14 protein-coding genes are annotated in these 12,900 nt (G+C 60.8%); 3 read left to right on the top strand and 11 right to left on the bottom strand.

What is annotated here, in order from left to right:
* Position 1 precedes the first annotated feature (1 nt).
* The 3 genes from U367_RS0107990 to U367_RS0107980 all read right to left on the bottom strand — a co-directional run bounded on the left by U367_RS0107990 (position 2) and on the right by U367_RS0107980 (position 2,840).
* Positions 2–685 (bottom strand): GntR family transcriptional regulator, encoded by a 684-nt coding sequence (locus U367_RS0107990; RefSeq protein WP_028616467.1) that lies wholly within the window; start codon positions 683–685, stop codon positions 2–4.
* A 17-nt stretch (positions 686–702) separates the two neighbouring features.
* A complete protein-coding gene (locus U367_RS0107985) occupies positions 703–1,404 on the bottom strand; it encodes a FadR/GntR family transcriptional regulator (protein ID WP_028616466.1) in 702 nt (233 codons plus the stop codon).
* 110 nt (positions 1,405–1,514) lie between these two features.
* A complete protein-coding gene (locus U367_RS0107980) occupies positions 1,515–2,840 on the bottom strand; it encodes a C4-dicarboxylate transporter DctA (RefSeq protein ID WP_174890959.1) in 1,326 nt (441 codons plus the stop codon).
* Between the two features lie 217 nt (positions 2,841–3,057).
* On the opposite strand from U367_RS0107980, the gene U367_RS0107975 reads away from it, so the two are divergent.
* Entirely contained in the window at positions 3,058–3,687 is a 630-nt protein-coding gene (locus U367_RS0107975) for a DNA-3-methyladenine glycosylase I (protein ID WP_028616464.1), read from the top strand.
* Positions 3,688–3,809: 122 nt separating this feature from the next.
* Here U367_RS0107975 and U367_RS0107970 read toward each other — a convergent pair whose 3' ends face one another.
* The 3 genes from U367_RS0107970 to pdxR form a co-directional block, all read right to left on the bottom strand.
* A complete protein-coding gene (locus U367_RS0107970; RefSeq protein ID WP_028616463.1) occupies positions 3,810–4,211 on the bottom strand; it encodes a cupin domain-containing protein in 402 nt (133 codons plus the stop codon).
* A 96-nt stretch (positions 4,212–4,307) separates the two neighbouring features.
* A complete protein-coding gene (locus U367_RS0107965) occupies positions 4,308–4,589 on the bottom strand; it encodes a putative quinol monooxygenase (protein ID WP_028616462.1) in 282 nt (93 codons plus the stop codon).
* Positions 4,590–4,672: 83 nt separating this feature from the next.
* A complete protein-coding gene (gene pdxR / locus U367_RS0107960) occupies positions 4,673–6,106 on the bottom strand; it encodes a MocR-like pyridoxine biosynthesis transcription factor PdxR (RefSeq protein WP_028616461.1) in 1,434 nt (477 codons plus the stop codon).
* Between the two features lie 155 nt (positions 6,107–6,261).
* Here pdxR and U367_RS0107955 point away from each other — a divergent pair, with 155 nt between their 5' ends.
* Positions 6,262–6,714 carry a carboxymuconolactone decarboxylase family protein gene (locus U367_RS0107955; RefSeq protein WP_028616460.1) on the top strand — a complete coding sequence of 151 codons (453 nt, stop codon included), beginning with the start codon at positions 6,262–6,264 and terminating at the stop codon, positions 6,712–6,714.
* A gap of 117 nt (positions 6,715–6,831) precedes the next feature.
* Here the strand turns inward: U367_RS0107955 and U367_RS0107950 are convergent, their stop codons facing one another.
* The 5 genes from U367_RS0107950 to U367_RS0107925 all read right to left on the bottom strand — a co-directional run bounded on the left by U367_RS0107950 (position 6,832) and on the right by U367_RS0107925 (position 11,115).
* Complete coding sequence (locus tag U367_RS0107950) at positions 6,832–7,599, bottom strand: SDR family oxidoreductase (RefSeq protein WP_028616459.1); 768 nt, start codon at positions 7,597–7,599, stop codon at positions 6,832–6,834.
* A 9-nt stretch (positions 7,600–7,608) separates the two neighbouring features.
* Positions 7,609–8,676, bottom strand: coding sequence for a phosphotransferase family protein (locus U367_RS0107945; protein WP_028616458.1), 1,068 nt, complete (start codon positions 8,674–8,676; stop codon positions 7,609–7,611).
* A gap of 129 nt (positions 8,677–8,805) precedes the next feature.
* Positions 8,806–9,759 (bottom strand): 2-hydroxyacid dehydrogenase, encoded by a 954-nt coding sequence (locus U367_RS0107940; RefSeq protein WP_028616457.1) that lies wholly within the window; start codon positions 9,757–9,759, stop codon positions 8,806–8,808.
* 53 nt (positions 9,760–9,812) lie between these two features.
* Positions 9,813–10,337 carry a cysteine hydrolase family protein gene (locus tag U367_RS0107935; RefSeq protein ID WP_028616456.1) on the bottom strand — a complete coding sequence of 175 codons (525 nt, stop codon included), beginning with the start codon at positions 10,335–10,337 and terminating at the stop codon, positions 9,813–9,815.
* Positions 10,338–10,521: 184 nt separating this feature from the next.
* Entirely contained in the window at positions 10,522–11,115 is a 594-nt protein-coding gene (locus U367_RS0107925; RefSeq protein ID WP_028616455.1) for a TetR/AcrR family transcriptional regulator, read from the bottom strand.
* 284 nt (positions 11,116–11,399) lie between these two features.
* On the opposite strand from U367_RS0107925, the gene U367_RS0107920 reads away from it, so the two are divergent.
* Positions 11,400–12,677, top strand: coding sequence for a serine/threonine transporter (locus U367_RS0107920; protein ID WP_028616454.1), 1,278 nt, complete (start codon positions 11,400–11,402; stop codon positions 12,675–12,677).
* Positions 12,678–12,900 lie beyond the last annotated feature (223 nt).

Genomic DNA, 12,900 nt, shown 5'->3' with positions numbered 1-12,900 from the left:
CCTAGTGGCTGAGCAATTTGGCTTCCAGGTGATCCAGATGTTGGGTCATCAGGTTTATTGCGCTGTTCACATCGCGTTGTTCTACGGCATCCACAATCGCTTCATGCTCTTGCCACGCGCAATAGGTGCACGCCTTCGCTTCGTACTGGGCAATGATCAAGGAGGTCAACGGCACCAGGCTGTTGAGAAATTGCGCCAAGGGCGCGTTACGCGCCATCGCTGCGAGTTGCAGGTGGAATTCTCCGGAGAGGCGAATGGCTGGCCCGCGTTGGTCCCGTTCAATATGCTCGCGTTCCTGAGCAATCAGTTCGCGTAGATGCCGGATTTGCGTCGACGTGGCCTGCGCACAGGCCAATTGCACCACGGTGATCTCCGTCAGCCGCCGCGCTTCCAGGATTTCCCGGGCTTGCTGCGCATCCGGCGCAGCCACCTGGGCGCGCTGGTTGGGACGCAGAATGATCACTTGCTGATGGGACAGCTTTGCCAATACGCGGCGAATCACGCTGCGGCTCACCCCGAAGATCTCGCCCAGGCCTTCTTCGGTAAAGCGGCTGGCCGGGGCGATACGCTGTTCAAGAATGGCGTCGAACAGGCGCGGGTAGATGTCATCGACCGAAGGCTTTTTACCGGCGACCAGGCGCAGGGTCGGGAGGATAGGTTCGTAGTGCAAGGCGTGGGCGGTCATGGCCTGTCTCCAAAAAATCAGCTACCCAGATGGTCGTCCGGGATGTTCAAGCGAATGCCCATGCGCAAGCCTTCCTGAAGGATGTGCCGACGCATCTCGGCGCTGGCCAGGGCGCTGTTCTTGTTGCGGATGGCGCGCACCACGGCTTCGTTTTCCTGCAGGCGCTCTGCCAGGTGTTCTGGCGAGTTGCGCAGTACCTGGGCGCTTTGCTTGAGGGCGTTGCTGGTCTGTTGCACCACGTTCTGGAAGATCGGGTTGGAGGTGAGGGCGAACAGTTCTTCGTGAAAAGCTATGTAGGCATTCATTCCGGCCTCTGCGTCACCCGCGTCGAGGGCTTCGCGCATGTCCATCAGGGTCAGGCGCAGTTGGCCGACTTCCTTGCTGCTGATGGACTGGGCCACCAGGCCGACGATGAAGGGTTCGAGGGTGTAGCGCAGTTGCAGGATGTCTTCCAGGCTGGCGTCGGCCACGGCGTCGCTGGATTGCGGCTCGCTGACGCTGGTTTCCAGCACCACCACGCCTTTGCCGGGCATGGAGCGCACCAGGCCGAGGGTTTCCAATACGATCACCGCTTCACGCAGGCTGGGGCGGCTGATGCCCATCTGTTCGGCCAGTTCGCGCTGACCGGGGAGCATTTCGCCCCGGCGCCACTGGCCACGCGCCAGGGCGGCGCGGAGTTTTTCTACCACTGAATTGACGACGGTTGAGGTGCTGATCACGTCGATGGCTCCCTAGCTATGCATTACATTTGTAGGAGCCGGCTTGCCGGCGATGGCGGACTCAAGGGCCCCATCGCTGGCAAGCCAGCTCCTACAGGTGGTGTACGGGATCAGAACTCCTGATGCGCCGGCAGTACCGGTTTCTTCGCCTGGAAGGCATACCCTTGCTGGCCGTCCAGCACCTTGTTGGCGCGCTGGATGTCGATGTCTTTTTCCCAGCGGGCGATGGCCACGGTGGCGACGCAGTTGCCGATCAGGTTAGTCAATGCGCGACCGATGCCCATGAACCAATCCACCGCCAGTACCAGCACTAGGCCCACCACAGGAATTGCCGGAATCGCCGTGAGGGTCGCCGCCAGGATCACCAGCGCTGACCCGGGGATCCCATGGGCGCCCTTGGAAGTAATCAATGACACCAGCAGGATGGTCATCAGATCAGTCATCGACAGCGGTGTGCCGGTGGCATTGGCGATAAATACGATGGCCAGGGTCAGGTAGATGGAGAACCCATCGAGGTTGAACGAATACCCGGTCGGAATCACCAGGCCCACGGTGGAGCTGCCGATGCCCAGATGTTCGAGTTTACGCATGATCTGTGGCAGCACGGCGTCGGAGGAGGCGGTGCCCATTACGATCAGCAGCTCTTCACGCAGGTACTTGAGCAAAGGCAGCATGCGCAGGCCCGACAGACGCATTACCAGGCCGAGGATCAGCCCGACGAAGGCAAAGCAGGTCAGGTAGAACAATCCCACCAGGCTGCCCAGGTGTTGCAGGGAATCCAGGCCGTAGGTGCTGGTGGTAAAGGCAATCGCGCCGAACACACCGATGGGAGCGAGGCGCACGATCATGCCCATGATGCGGAAGATCACATGGCTCAGTTCATTGATCAGCCGCGAGATGCCCGAGGCGGCTTCGCCCACCAGGTTCAACGCACTGCCGAACAGCACCGAGAACAGCAACACCTGCAACACGTTATTGTCGGCAAAGGCGCCGATCACCGAGTTGGGGATCAAGTCCATGAGGAACTGGCTAGTGCCGCGGATGTGCTGGCCCTTGTCGGCCAGTTCATTGAGGCCGGCGGACGACAACTGCTCCAGGTGGATATTGGCGCCTTGGCCGATACCGGTGCTGAAAGCCATCACCAAGCCGATCACCAGGGCGACGGTGGTCAGTATTTCAAAGTAGATCACCGACTTGAGGCCGATGCGTCCGACTTTCTTCAGGTCGCCCGCGCCGGAAATGCCGCTGACCACCACGCAGAACACGATCAGGCCGATCAGCATCTTGATCAGCTTGATAAAGCCGTCACCCAGGGGTTTGAGTTGCGAGGAGAATTCGGGAAGGGCCAGACCGCAGAGGATGCCGAGCATCAGGCCAATCACGACTTGCAGGAAAATCGAACGCGAGCACCATCTGAGCATGGGAGGGATCTCTATTCGGTGCCCTGGTGGTTCCAGGGCTTAATTGTTGTGGTCTTACCGGTAAGTCCAGTGCGCGGCCAGTCTACGCCCGGTATTTTTGAAATCACAAGCAATTATTTGGCGGTTGACAGGTCCCGGTCTGACCAGTTGGTCGGTATGGGTGGTGTTTGAGCGGTTGGCGCGAGGGAAAATTTTTCGCTTATCATCCGCCGCTCGGCACATGAGGTGATGGATGGACACACCAGGACTGACCACTGACGAAACCGGGCAGACCTACTGCACCTGGCGCACAGCGGCGCCGGAATACCCGCGTTACCACGACTCGGAGTGGGGCGTGCCGGTGGCGGATGATATCCAGTTGTACGAGAAGATCTGCCTGGAGGGTTTTCAGGCGGGCATGGCGTGGATCACCATCCTGCGCAAGCGTGAGCAGTTTCGGGTGGCGTTCGAGGGTTTTGATTTTCGCCGGGTCGCGCAGTATGGCGAGGCGGATATCGCACGGTTGATGCAGGATCCGGGCATCGTGCGTAATCGGGCCAAGATTGTGTCCACCATCAACAATGCGCGCCGGGCTTGTGAGCTGGTGGACGAGTCGGGTTCGTTGGCACGCTGGTTGTGGGCGTTTGAGCCCAGTGAAGATGAGCGCCCGACACAAGTGGATATGGCTTATTGGACGGGCAACCCCACATCACCGGCTTCGGTACGTTTGTCGAAAGCCTTGAAGAAGCGTGGTTGGACCTATGTGGGGCCGACCACAATGTACGCGTTGATGCAGGCGATGGGGATGGTCAATGATCATCTTGAGGGTTGCGCGTGTCGCGAGCAGATCGAAAACCTGCGCGGCCAGTTCAAACGCCCCTGAGTCACTGACGTTACTCGCTTGAACCTGTAGGCGCCGGCTTGCCGGCGATACCGGTCTATCAGGCACAGAGGTGTCGGCTGAACCACCGTGATCGCCGGCAAGCCGGCTCCTGCAAGGGTTGGTTATTTTGGAAGGGGGGTAAGCACCTCAGCCTTGTCATCCAGTACCATCACCACCAGCAACTTGGCCGGTTTTGTCTGGCTGGCATTACTCGATTCAAAGTGCCGCGAGCCCGCAGGTTCGTAGAACGATTCGCCGACCTGGTAGGTCTTCGCTTTCTCATCATTCACCCGCGACGTAATCGCGCCTTCCAGCACATAGGCCACGGCCGTGCCCGTGTGGCTGTGGGGCACGGTGGCCTGGCCGGGGGCGTAGTCCACGGTGAGCATGATGGTTTTCTTGCCGGGTACATTGGTCAAAGCGTGTTCTTGCAGAACCTTGATCGACTCCTGGTTGTACACCGGTTCGTGGGCAAAGGCGCTGAGCGAGGCGAGCATCAGGGAGGCGGCGAGCAGTCGTTTCATGGCGAAGTTTCCGAGTAGTTCAAGACTTCTTCACCCTACGCCGCAAGGCCTGGGTGCCCAATGACCAATCCTGGCTAAGACCAGGAGACCAATACTTCAGTGGTCGAAATCCAGGCGACGGGCCAGGTGTTCACGGGTCAATTCGATAAAGCCTTGCAGGGCCGGTAATGCGAAGTGTGCGCTGAGCTGCTCGGCACAGGCCCAATGACCCGTGACGATCCACAGATCGCGGTCTATCGGGTCGCGGTGCACCCTGTAGTCCAGGCAGCCGGGGGCGGTGCGCACGGCGTCGCCTATCTGCTGCAGGCGCTCGCCCAGTTCCGCTGAGCGCCCGGCTACTGCACGGACATGGACAGTGTTGAAGGCACAGGCTGGCATGGCGATGGTCTCCGAGGTCGGGTCAGTGCACAGGCTAGAGCCTGACTGAGCCCGGACCAATGACCAATCCGGCGGAAAATCCACTAGCCAATCTGCTGAAGAATGTCTCGCACCTTGTCCAGCGCCGGGTCGATGTCCAGGGTTTCGATGGCGCCGAAGCCGATGATCAGCCCCTGGCGGACCGGCACATCGTGGAAGAACACATCCAGGGGATACAAGCCCACTTCTACCTGGCGTGCCAGTTCCATCAGCAGGGGAATGTTCACCGGCACCTTGCACAGCGCGGCCATGTGAAAGCCGGCCACGGTCGGTACCGCTTCGAACCACGGCGACAAGTCGCCCGCCAGGCGTTGCAGGATGCGTTCACGGCGCCCGGCGTAGACCGTGTGGCAGCGACGGATATGCTTGAGCAGGTAGCCTTCACTGATGAACTTGGCCAGGGCCCATTGCGGCAGTGTGGAACTGTGCTGGTCGGTCAGCTGCTTGGCCTTGAGGACTGCGCCATAAATCGCGGGTGGCAGCACCGCGTAACCGAGGCGCAGCTCCGGCAGCAAGGTTTTCGAGAAGGTGCCGACGTAGGTCACCACGCCACGGGTGTCCATGCTTTGCAGGGAGTCGGTAGGTCGCCCTTCGTAGCGGAACTCGCTGTCGTAGTCGTCCTCGATAATGATCGCGCCCAGTTCGAACGCCCGCGCCAGCAAGGCTTCACGGCGCGGCAGGCTCATCGGCATGCCGAGCGGGAACTGGTGGGAGGGCGTCACGTAGATCAGGCGTGTGCCGTCGGGAATCTGGTCGACGCGGATACCCTGTTCGTCCACCGGCACGCTGGCGACACGGGCGCCCATGGCCATGAACATTTGGCGCGCAGGGCTGTAGCCGGGGTCTTCCATGGCGACGATGCTGCCCGGTTCCAGTACCACACGGGCGATCAGGTCCAGCGCCTGCTGCGCGCCGTTGGTGACCACGATGTCGCTGTCACGGCAGTTGACCCCGCGTGAAAACGCGATATGCCCGGCAATGGCACTGCGCAGCGCCGGCAAGCCTTCGGGCTGGCTGTAGAAACCGCTGTTTTGGGCGATGCGGCGTAGAGCGTCCTGTGTGCAGCGCCGCCATTCATCCTGGGGGAACTGGTTGCGGCTGGTGGCGCCGCCGATAAATTCATAGCGCAGCGTGCTGTAGCGGGTGGGGTGGCGCATGGGCGAGGGCAGTGATTGCCACTTCGCCAGGTTGGCGGCGCAGGCCAGGTCGGTGGCGGTTTGCAGGCGTTCGGTCTGTGGCGCACGGGCGTTGACGAAGGTGCCGCGACCGGTCTTGCCGATCAGCAATCCCTCGTAGGTCAGGGTGGCATAGGTGTCCGACACGGTCTTGCGTGACACACCCAACTGCTCGGCGAGCAAGCGGCTGGGCGGCAGCTGCGCGCCGGCCGCCAGGCGCCCGGAGCCAATGGCTTCACGCAACTGTTGGTACAACTGTTCGGCCAGATCCTTACGGCCGTTGATCACAACGTGCAGTTCCATGTCTTATTCCGGGCATTTACTTTGCGCCAAGCGTACGCGCGTGCGCGGCAGGCTCAAAATGGTCTCTGCATAAACCGGCCGATTGGCTATAGGGCTTATGCCCTGTGGGTTCTAGGCTGGACGGTCATTGAACCTACCGCCAGAGAGCAATCCCCATGGAACCCCGCCTGGATTACTACACCGCCTCACCGCAGGCGCTCAAAGGCATGCTGATGCTGGAGGCGACGACCTTCGGCTTGTCCATCGAAAAGCCTTTGCTGGAACTGATCAAGATCCGTGTCTCGCAGCTCAACCACTGTGGTTTCTGTACGGACATGCACTCGATGGCGGCACGTCAGCGCGGCGAGACCGAGCGACGTTTGTTCGCGTTATGCGTCTGGCGGGATTCGCCGTTCTTCACGGCGCGGGAAAAGGCCGCGTTGGCCTGGAGCGAATCGGTCGCGACACTGCCGACCTCGGTGGTATCGGATGAACTGTTCGCCGCCGTGCGGGTGGAGTTCAGCGAGCAGGAACTGGTAGACCTGACCATGGCGGTGTCCAGCATCAGTGGCTGGAACCGCCTGGCGGTCAGTTTTCGACAGCAGCCGCCGAATGCCTCACCTCTGTAGGAGCGAGCTTGCTCGCGAAGGTCGTCAACGATAACGCGTGCTGTCTGGAGGCTCGCGGTGGCCTGACTTTCTTCGCGAGCAAGCTCGCTCCTACAGGGTGGGGTGTCGTTTGTGAGATCAGGACAGGAAACCACCGTCCACGTTCAGCGACACACCGGTGGTGTAGCTCGATGCATCGCTGGCCAGGAACAGCACCGCGCCAGCCATTTCGCTCGGGTCGGCCACGCGCTTGAGCGGGATCTGCGCGAGCGCCATTTTCAGGATCGCGTCGTTCTTCACCAGCGCCGAGGCGAACTTGGTGTCGGTCAGGCCTGGCAGCAGGGCATTGCAGCGAATGCCGAACGCTGCGCACTCCTTGGCGAACACCTTGGTCATGTTGATCACGGCGGCCTTGGTCACCGAGTAGATGCCCTGGAATACACCGGGGGAGATCCCGTTGATCGACGCGACGTTGATGATGCTGCCGCCGCCGTTCTCGCGCATCAGCTTGCCGGCTTCCACGGACATGAAGAAGTAGCCACGGATGTTCACATCAACGGTCTTTTGGAATGCACCGAGATCGGTGTCCAGTACGTTGCAGAACTGTGGGTTGGTCGCGGCGTTGTTGACCAGGATATCCAGGCGCCCGAACTGTTCGCGGATACCGGCGAACACTTGGGTGATCTGTTCCATTTCACCGATATGGCAGGCCACGGCCGTGGCTTTGCCGCCATCGGCGATGATTGCGTCGGCCACGTGCTGGCAGACTTCCAGCTTGCGGCTGGATACGATCACATGGGCGCCTTGCTGGGCCAGCAACTTGGCGATGGCCTCGCCGATGCCACGGCTGGCGCCGGAAACGAATGCGATCTTGCCGTCGAGGTCGAACAGGTGGGTCTTGGACATAGCGGTTCCTTAAAGGGACGATTTGCTGATGACGTTCAGGCTCATCTGCTCCAGCAGCGTGTTCATGTGAATGAACTGCGCAAAGCGTTTGTCCTGGGTCTGGCCATGGAAGAAGCGGTAGTAGATCTGCTGCACGATGCCGGCCAGGCGGAACAGGCCGTAGGTGTAGTAGAAGTCGAAGTTGTCGATCTGGATGCCCGAGCGTTCAGCGTAGTAGTCGACGAATTCACGGCGGGTGAGCATGCCCGGCGCGTTGCTCGGCTGGCGGCGCATCAGTTGCACCGGCGCCGGGTCGGCCGCTTCGATCCAATAGGCGAGGGTGTTGCCCAGGTCCATCAACGGGTCGCCGAGGGTGGTCAGCTCCCAGTCCAGCACGCCGATGATCTGCATCGGGTTGTGCGGGTCGAGGATCACGTTATCGAAGCGATAGTCGTTGTGCACGATGCTGGAGGTTGGGTGGTCGGCGGGCATCTTGTCGTTGAGCCAGGCGCGTACCGCTTCCCAGCGCGGCGCGTCGGGGGTCAGGGCTTTTTCGTAGCGATCGCTCCAGCCAAGGATCTGGCGCGCTACATAGCCTTCCGGCTTGCCCAGGTCGGCGAGGCCGCAGGCGCTGTAGTCCACCTGGTGCAGTTCGACGAACTTGTCGATGAAGCTTTTGCACAGCGCTTCGGTCTTGGCGGCGTCCAGGCCCAGTTCAGGTGGCAGGTCGGAGCGCAGGATGATGCCGTTGACCCGCTCCATCACATAGAACTCGGCGCCGATCACTGACTCATCGGTGCAATGCACGTAGGCCTTGGGGCAATAGGGGAAGCCATCTTTGAGCTGGTTGAGAATGCGGTACTCGCGGCCCATGTCATGGGCGGACTTGGCCTTGTGGCCGAAAGGTGGGCGACGCAGCACGAATTCCTGGCCCGGGTATTCCAGCAGATAGGTCAGGTTGGACGCGCCACCGGGAAACTGGCTGATGGTGGGCGTGCCGCTCAGGCCGGGGATATGGGCCTTGAGGTAGGGATCGATCAGGCTGGCATCAAGTTCTTCGCCTGGGCGAATCTGGGTCGATTGGTCGTTCAGCGCCATGCTTATCCCTTCTGCTTATTCTAAAGGCCTTGGACTATTTCCTAATCTAATGCGCACAACCGCCCAGCGACAAGGTCGGGGCGGCTTAATAGGTTAGCGTGTTGGATGATGATCAGCGTGCCTGATCGGTCATTTAGTGGGCGAGGGCAGGGCAACCGGCGTGAGCACGGGGCGACCGGCGAAGTATTCCACCAGGTTGTCGGCCACGCGCTGCACGGTGTCATGGGCCGCTTCGGGCGACAGGCCCGCGACGTGGGAGGTGAGCACGGTATTGCTGAGTTTCTTGAGGGCGTCGGGCACTTGGGGCTCGTCGTCGAATACATCCAATGCGGCGCCACCGATGCGGCGTTGTTCCAGGGCAGCGACCAGGTCGGCGGTGACCACCACGCTGCCACGGCCAATATTGACCAGGTAGCCATTCGGGCCCAAGGCATCCAGGGCGTGGCGATCGATCAAGTGGCGGGTGCTGGCGCCGCCGGGCGTGGCCAGGATCAGGAAGTCCGCGGTGCGCGCCAGTTCCACCGCAGTGGCGCAGTAGGTGTAGTCCACGTCATCGCGCGGCTGGCGGTTGTGATAACTCACCTCCATGCCAAAGCCTAGGGCTGCACGTTTGGCGATCTCCAGGCCCACCGCACCCAGCCCGAGGATGCCCAGTTGCTTGCCGCCCAGGGACGGGCGCATCACTTTCGGCCATTCGCTGCGGCGTACGGCGGCGTCGGTCTGCGGGATGCCGCGCACCAGCGACAGCAGCAGTGCCATGGCGTGATCGGCCACCGACGGCGCATTCACCCCGGCGCCATTGGTCACGACGATCCCGCGATTGCTGGCGGCTTGCAGGTCGACGTGCTCGTAGCCGGCACCGATCACACAGATGATTTCCAGCAGGGGCAGGGCGGCGATTTCCTCGGCGTACAAGCCCAGCGGGCCACGGGTCAGCACGGCCCTGATCTGGCTGCCATGGGCCTTGATGGCTTCGGCGCGTTCGGCGGGTGTCGGTGCCAGGATCACATGAAAGTCATTGCCCTCGATGATGGGCAGGTATTCGTTGATGGTTTCAACCAGGACCAGAACAGTAGCGGTCATCGGAAGGCTCTTCCTGAAGGGTTTGAGTGGGGGAGTATGCCGTATTTGTGCGATCAGAAGCGGACCTCGGCCGCGCATGTACGCTTCACAAACGCCCCGGCAAGGGTCGCATTGTGATGCTCGATAATCGCTTCGGCCTTGAGTGCCGGTGTGTCCATGCTGGTATGGCCGTCTTCCGGTAGCACCACCGAAAACCCTAATTCCACGGCGACCCGGCAAGTAGTGTCGATGCAGAACTGGGTTTTCATACCGGCGATCACCAGGTCTTTGACCTGCGCTGCTCTCAGTTGCTGTTCTAGATTTGTGCCCAGGAAGCAGCTGGGGCGGGTCTTGTTGAACAGGTGATCGCGGGACTCATCCACCTCAAGCTCATGCCACAACTGCCAGAGCGGGCTCCCGGCTTCAATCGGTGAACCTGCCGGGCCGGTGTGACGGGCGAAGAAGATCGGGGCGCCGGCATGGCGTGCACGCTGAATCAGCAGGTTGAGGGTGGCGAGCACGCGTTCGCGCTCGAAGGGTTTTTCCGGGCCATCGTATAAGCCGGTTTGCATGTCGATGATCAGCAGGGCGTCAGCCATGGTGTTGCTCCTTGTGATAGCCACATGGACGGAGCAATAAAAAGGCCCCGTCCATTGCTGGCGGGGCCTTGGGTTGAATCTGTGAAGTGTCTAGCTCAGGCACTCACAGCCACCGCGCGACCCGCCGTAAGCGGTCGTGGTGGTGGTGCGGGTGAGGAAGCGCTGGAAAATGTTCATGGCCTGATCATGCCGGGACGGAGGAAGGGCTGTCAACGGCCAGTAGGGCATTTCGTGCAGCAACCAGAAACTCATCTGACAGCTCAATGCCACGTGTCGCACGCGCTAGGGTCACTGCGCCAATCATCATCGCGTAGTTGGCCAGCATTGCCTGGCGATCTCCATCCTGTAGCTGCGCAAAGACCTCAAGCGACTTCTCGACGCCCTCAATAAAAGCATGCTGCAAGGCGCTGTCGGCGGGCTCATGGCACATGTCCGGGGCGAAGGCCGACACAGGGCAGCCATCGCCAGGGTTGTCGCGATGGGTGGCTGTCAGATAAGGCCCCATCACGGCCACGCGGGCAGCCTGTTGATCTTCGCTGTGATCGATTTTTGCCTGCCAGCCCAGGTTCGCTTGCTCGAATGCCTGCTGGCAGGCTTCGGTGGCGAGGGCTTCCTTGGAGGCGAAGTGCCCGTAGAAACCGCCGTGGGTCAAGCCCGCGGCGGCCATGACGTCCGACAGACTAATGCCGTGCAAGCCGCGTTCGCGAAACAGATGCGTGGCAGCCTCGACGATGATTTCGCGATTGAGTTCGGCTTGTTTGCGGGAAACGCGAGGCATGGCAGGGCTCTCTGGATAAACGGCGGATGCTGGATGAAAACTACAGGATCACGTGCGATTCTAAAATAGATTTGTGCGGGAATGTATATTTCACATTCAGCCGCACGCCCCGAATACCGCCGTATACAGGTGCCCCTGCGGGCCTGCACCGCACCACCGTTCCTCAGCTAAGTCTTTGCTTATTCACAAGAATCCCGGACAATCCGGCCCCTTCTATGGTCGGGGCGCTGCCTGTCAGGTTTTTCTGACTCGTCCCGGCCGTGTAAATGCGGAGATCCGACCGGATGAATGATCAGGCCAATAGCGTCGACGAACGCTATGCAACGACACCTGCAACCCTCACAAGCTGGAGCCGCCAGGACACCACCTGGATGCTTGGCCTGTTCGGCACCGCCATTGGCGCCGGTACGCTGTTCTTGCCGATCAACGCGGGCCTGGGTGGCTTCTGGCCGCTGGTGATCCTCGCGTTGCTGGCGTTCCCGATGACCTTCTTCGCCCACCGTGGCCTGACCCGTTTCGTGCTGTCCGGCCGTGAAGGCTCCGACATCACCGACGTGGTCGAAGAGCACTTCGGCATCAAGGCCGGCGCGCTGATCACCTTGCTGTACTTCTTCGCCATTTTTCCGATCCTGCTGATCTACAGCGTGGCGTTGACCAACACCGTCGGCAGCTTCATGGAGCATCAACTGCACATCATGCCGCCGCCACGGGCGCTCCTGTCGTTCGTGCTGATCCTCGGCCTGCTGGCCGTGGTGCGTTGCGGTGAGCAAGTGATCGTCAAGGCGATGAGCCTGATGGTGTATCCGTTTATCGTCGCGTTGCTGTTCCTGGCGGTGTACCTGATCCCGCACTGGAATGGCGGCATTCTCAGCACTGCCAGCGTGGTGCCTGCGCCGTCCGCCTTGCTCAATACCTTGTGGCTGGCGATTCCGGTGATGGTGTTCTCGTTTAACCATTCGCCGATCATTTCGGCCTTTGCGGTGGACCAGAAGCGCCAGTACGGCGTCCACGCTGATGAGCGCAGCTCGCAGATCCTGTCTCGCGCGCATCTGCTGATGGTGGTGATGGTGCTGTTCTTCGTGTTCAGTTGCGTGCTGACCCTGTCGCCGGCGCAGCTCGCCGAGGCGAAGGCACAGAATTTGTCGATCCTGTCGTATCTGGCCAACCACTTCAATAATCCGACCATCGAGTTTGCAGCGCCGTTGATCGCGTTTGTGGCGATTGCCAAGTCGTTCTTGGGGCATTACATCGGTGCGAGTGAAGGCCTCAAGGGGCTGGTGCTGAAGACCGGTCGTCGTCCTGAGGCCAAGCGTCTGGACCGGATGACGGCGGCGTTCATGTTGGTGGTGTGCTGGATCGTTGCGTCGTTGAACCCAAGCATTCTCAGGATGATTGAGGCGCTGGGCGGTCCGATCATTGCTTCGATCCTGTTTCTGATGCCGATGTATGCCATCCGTAAGGTGCCGGCCATGGCCAAGTACCGTGGGCAGGCGTCCAATGTGTTTGTCACGGCGGTGGGGTTGGTGGCGATCAGTGCGGTGGTTTATTCGTTTTTTGCTTGAGGTTGGTGTGGTCTGTTGGTGTACATATCCGTTGCTGCGGTGATGGCTGATATTGGTTCCGCCCTTACGGCGGGTCACTTTTGAAAAGAGCCCAAAAGTAACCAAAAGGCTCTTGCCCCAACACTCGGCACCTCGCTTAGGCTCGGTGTGCCCTCACTCCGGCTTGAATCCGTGGGCCGCCGCGATGGGCCATCCTTGGCCCAGCGCGGCTAACCCGGCGTCC

Origin of the sequence: Pseudomonas canadensis, from assembly GCF_000503215.1 — a bacterium.
Classification (GTDB): domain Bacteria; phylum Pseudomonadota; class Gammaproteobacteria; order Pseudomonadales; family Pseudomonadaceae; genus Aquipseudomonas; species Aquipseudomonas canadensis.
Note: the sequence above shows the minus strand (reverse complement) of the source record. Positions and strands in the feature narration are given on the sequence as shown.

Excerpts from the sequence above, each read along its gene's own strand:
- U367_RS0107990 (WP_028616467.1), bottom strand. The coding sequence starts at position 685 with ATGACCGCCCACGCCTTGCACTACGAACCTATCCTCCCGACCCTGCGC.
- U367_RS0107975 (WP_028616464.1), top strand. The coding sequence starts at position 3,058 with ATGGACACACCAGGACTGACCACTGACGAAACCGGGCAGACCTACTGC.
- U367_RS0107970 (WP_028616463.1), bottom strand. The coding sequence starts at position 4,211 with ATGAAACGACTGCTCGCCGCCTCCCTGATGCTCGCCTCGCTCAGCGCC.
- U367_RS0107965 (WP_028616462.1), bottom strand. The coding sequence starts at position 4,589 with ATGCCAGCCTGTGCCTTCAACACTGTCCATGTCCGTGCAGTAGCCGGG.
- pdxR (WP_028616461.1), bottom strand. The coding sequence starts at position 6,106 with ATGGAACTGCACGTTGTGATCAACGGCCGTAAGGATCTGGCCGAACAG.
- U367_RS0107955 (WP_028616460.1), top strand. The coding sequence starts at position 6,262 with ATGGAACCCCGCCTGGATTACTACACCGCCTCACCGCAGGCGCTCAAA.
- U367_RS0107950 (WP_028616459.1), bottom strand. The coding sequence starts at position 7,599 with ATGTCCAAGACCCACCTGTTCGACCTCGACGGCAAGATCGCATTCGTT.
- U367_RS0107945 (WP_028616458.1), bottom strand. The coding sequence starts at position 8,676 with ATGGCGCTGAACGACCAATCGACCCAGATTCGCCCAGGCGAAGAACTT.
- U367_RS0107940 (WP_028616457.1), bottom strand. The coding sequence starts at position 9,759 with ATGACCGCTACTGTTCTGGTCCTGGTTGAAACCATCAACGAATACCTG.
- U367_RS0107935 (WP_028616456.1), bottom strand. The coding sequence starts at position 10,337 with ATGGCTGACGCCCTGCTGATCATCGACATGCAAACCGGCTTATACGAT.
- U367_RS0107925 (WP_028616455.1), bottom strand. The coding sequence starts at position 11,115 with ATGCCTCGCGTTTCCCGCAAACAAGCCGAACTCAATCGCGAAATCATC.
- U367_RS0107920 (WP_028616454.1), top strand. The coding sequence starts at position 11,400 with ATGAATGATCAGGCCAATAGCGTCGACGAACGCTATGCAACGACACCT.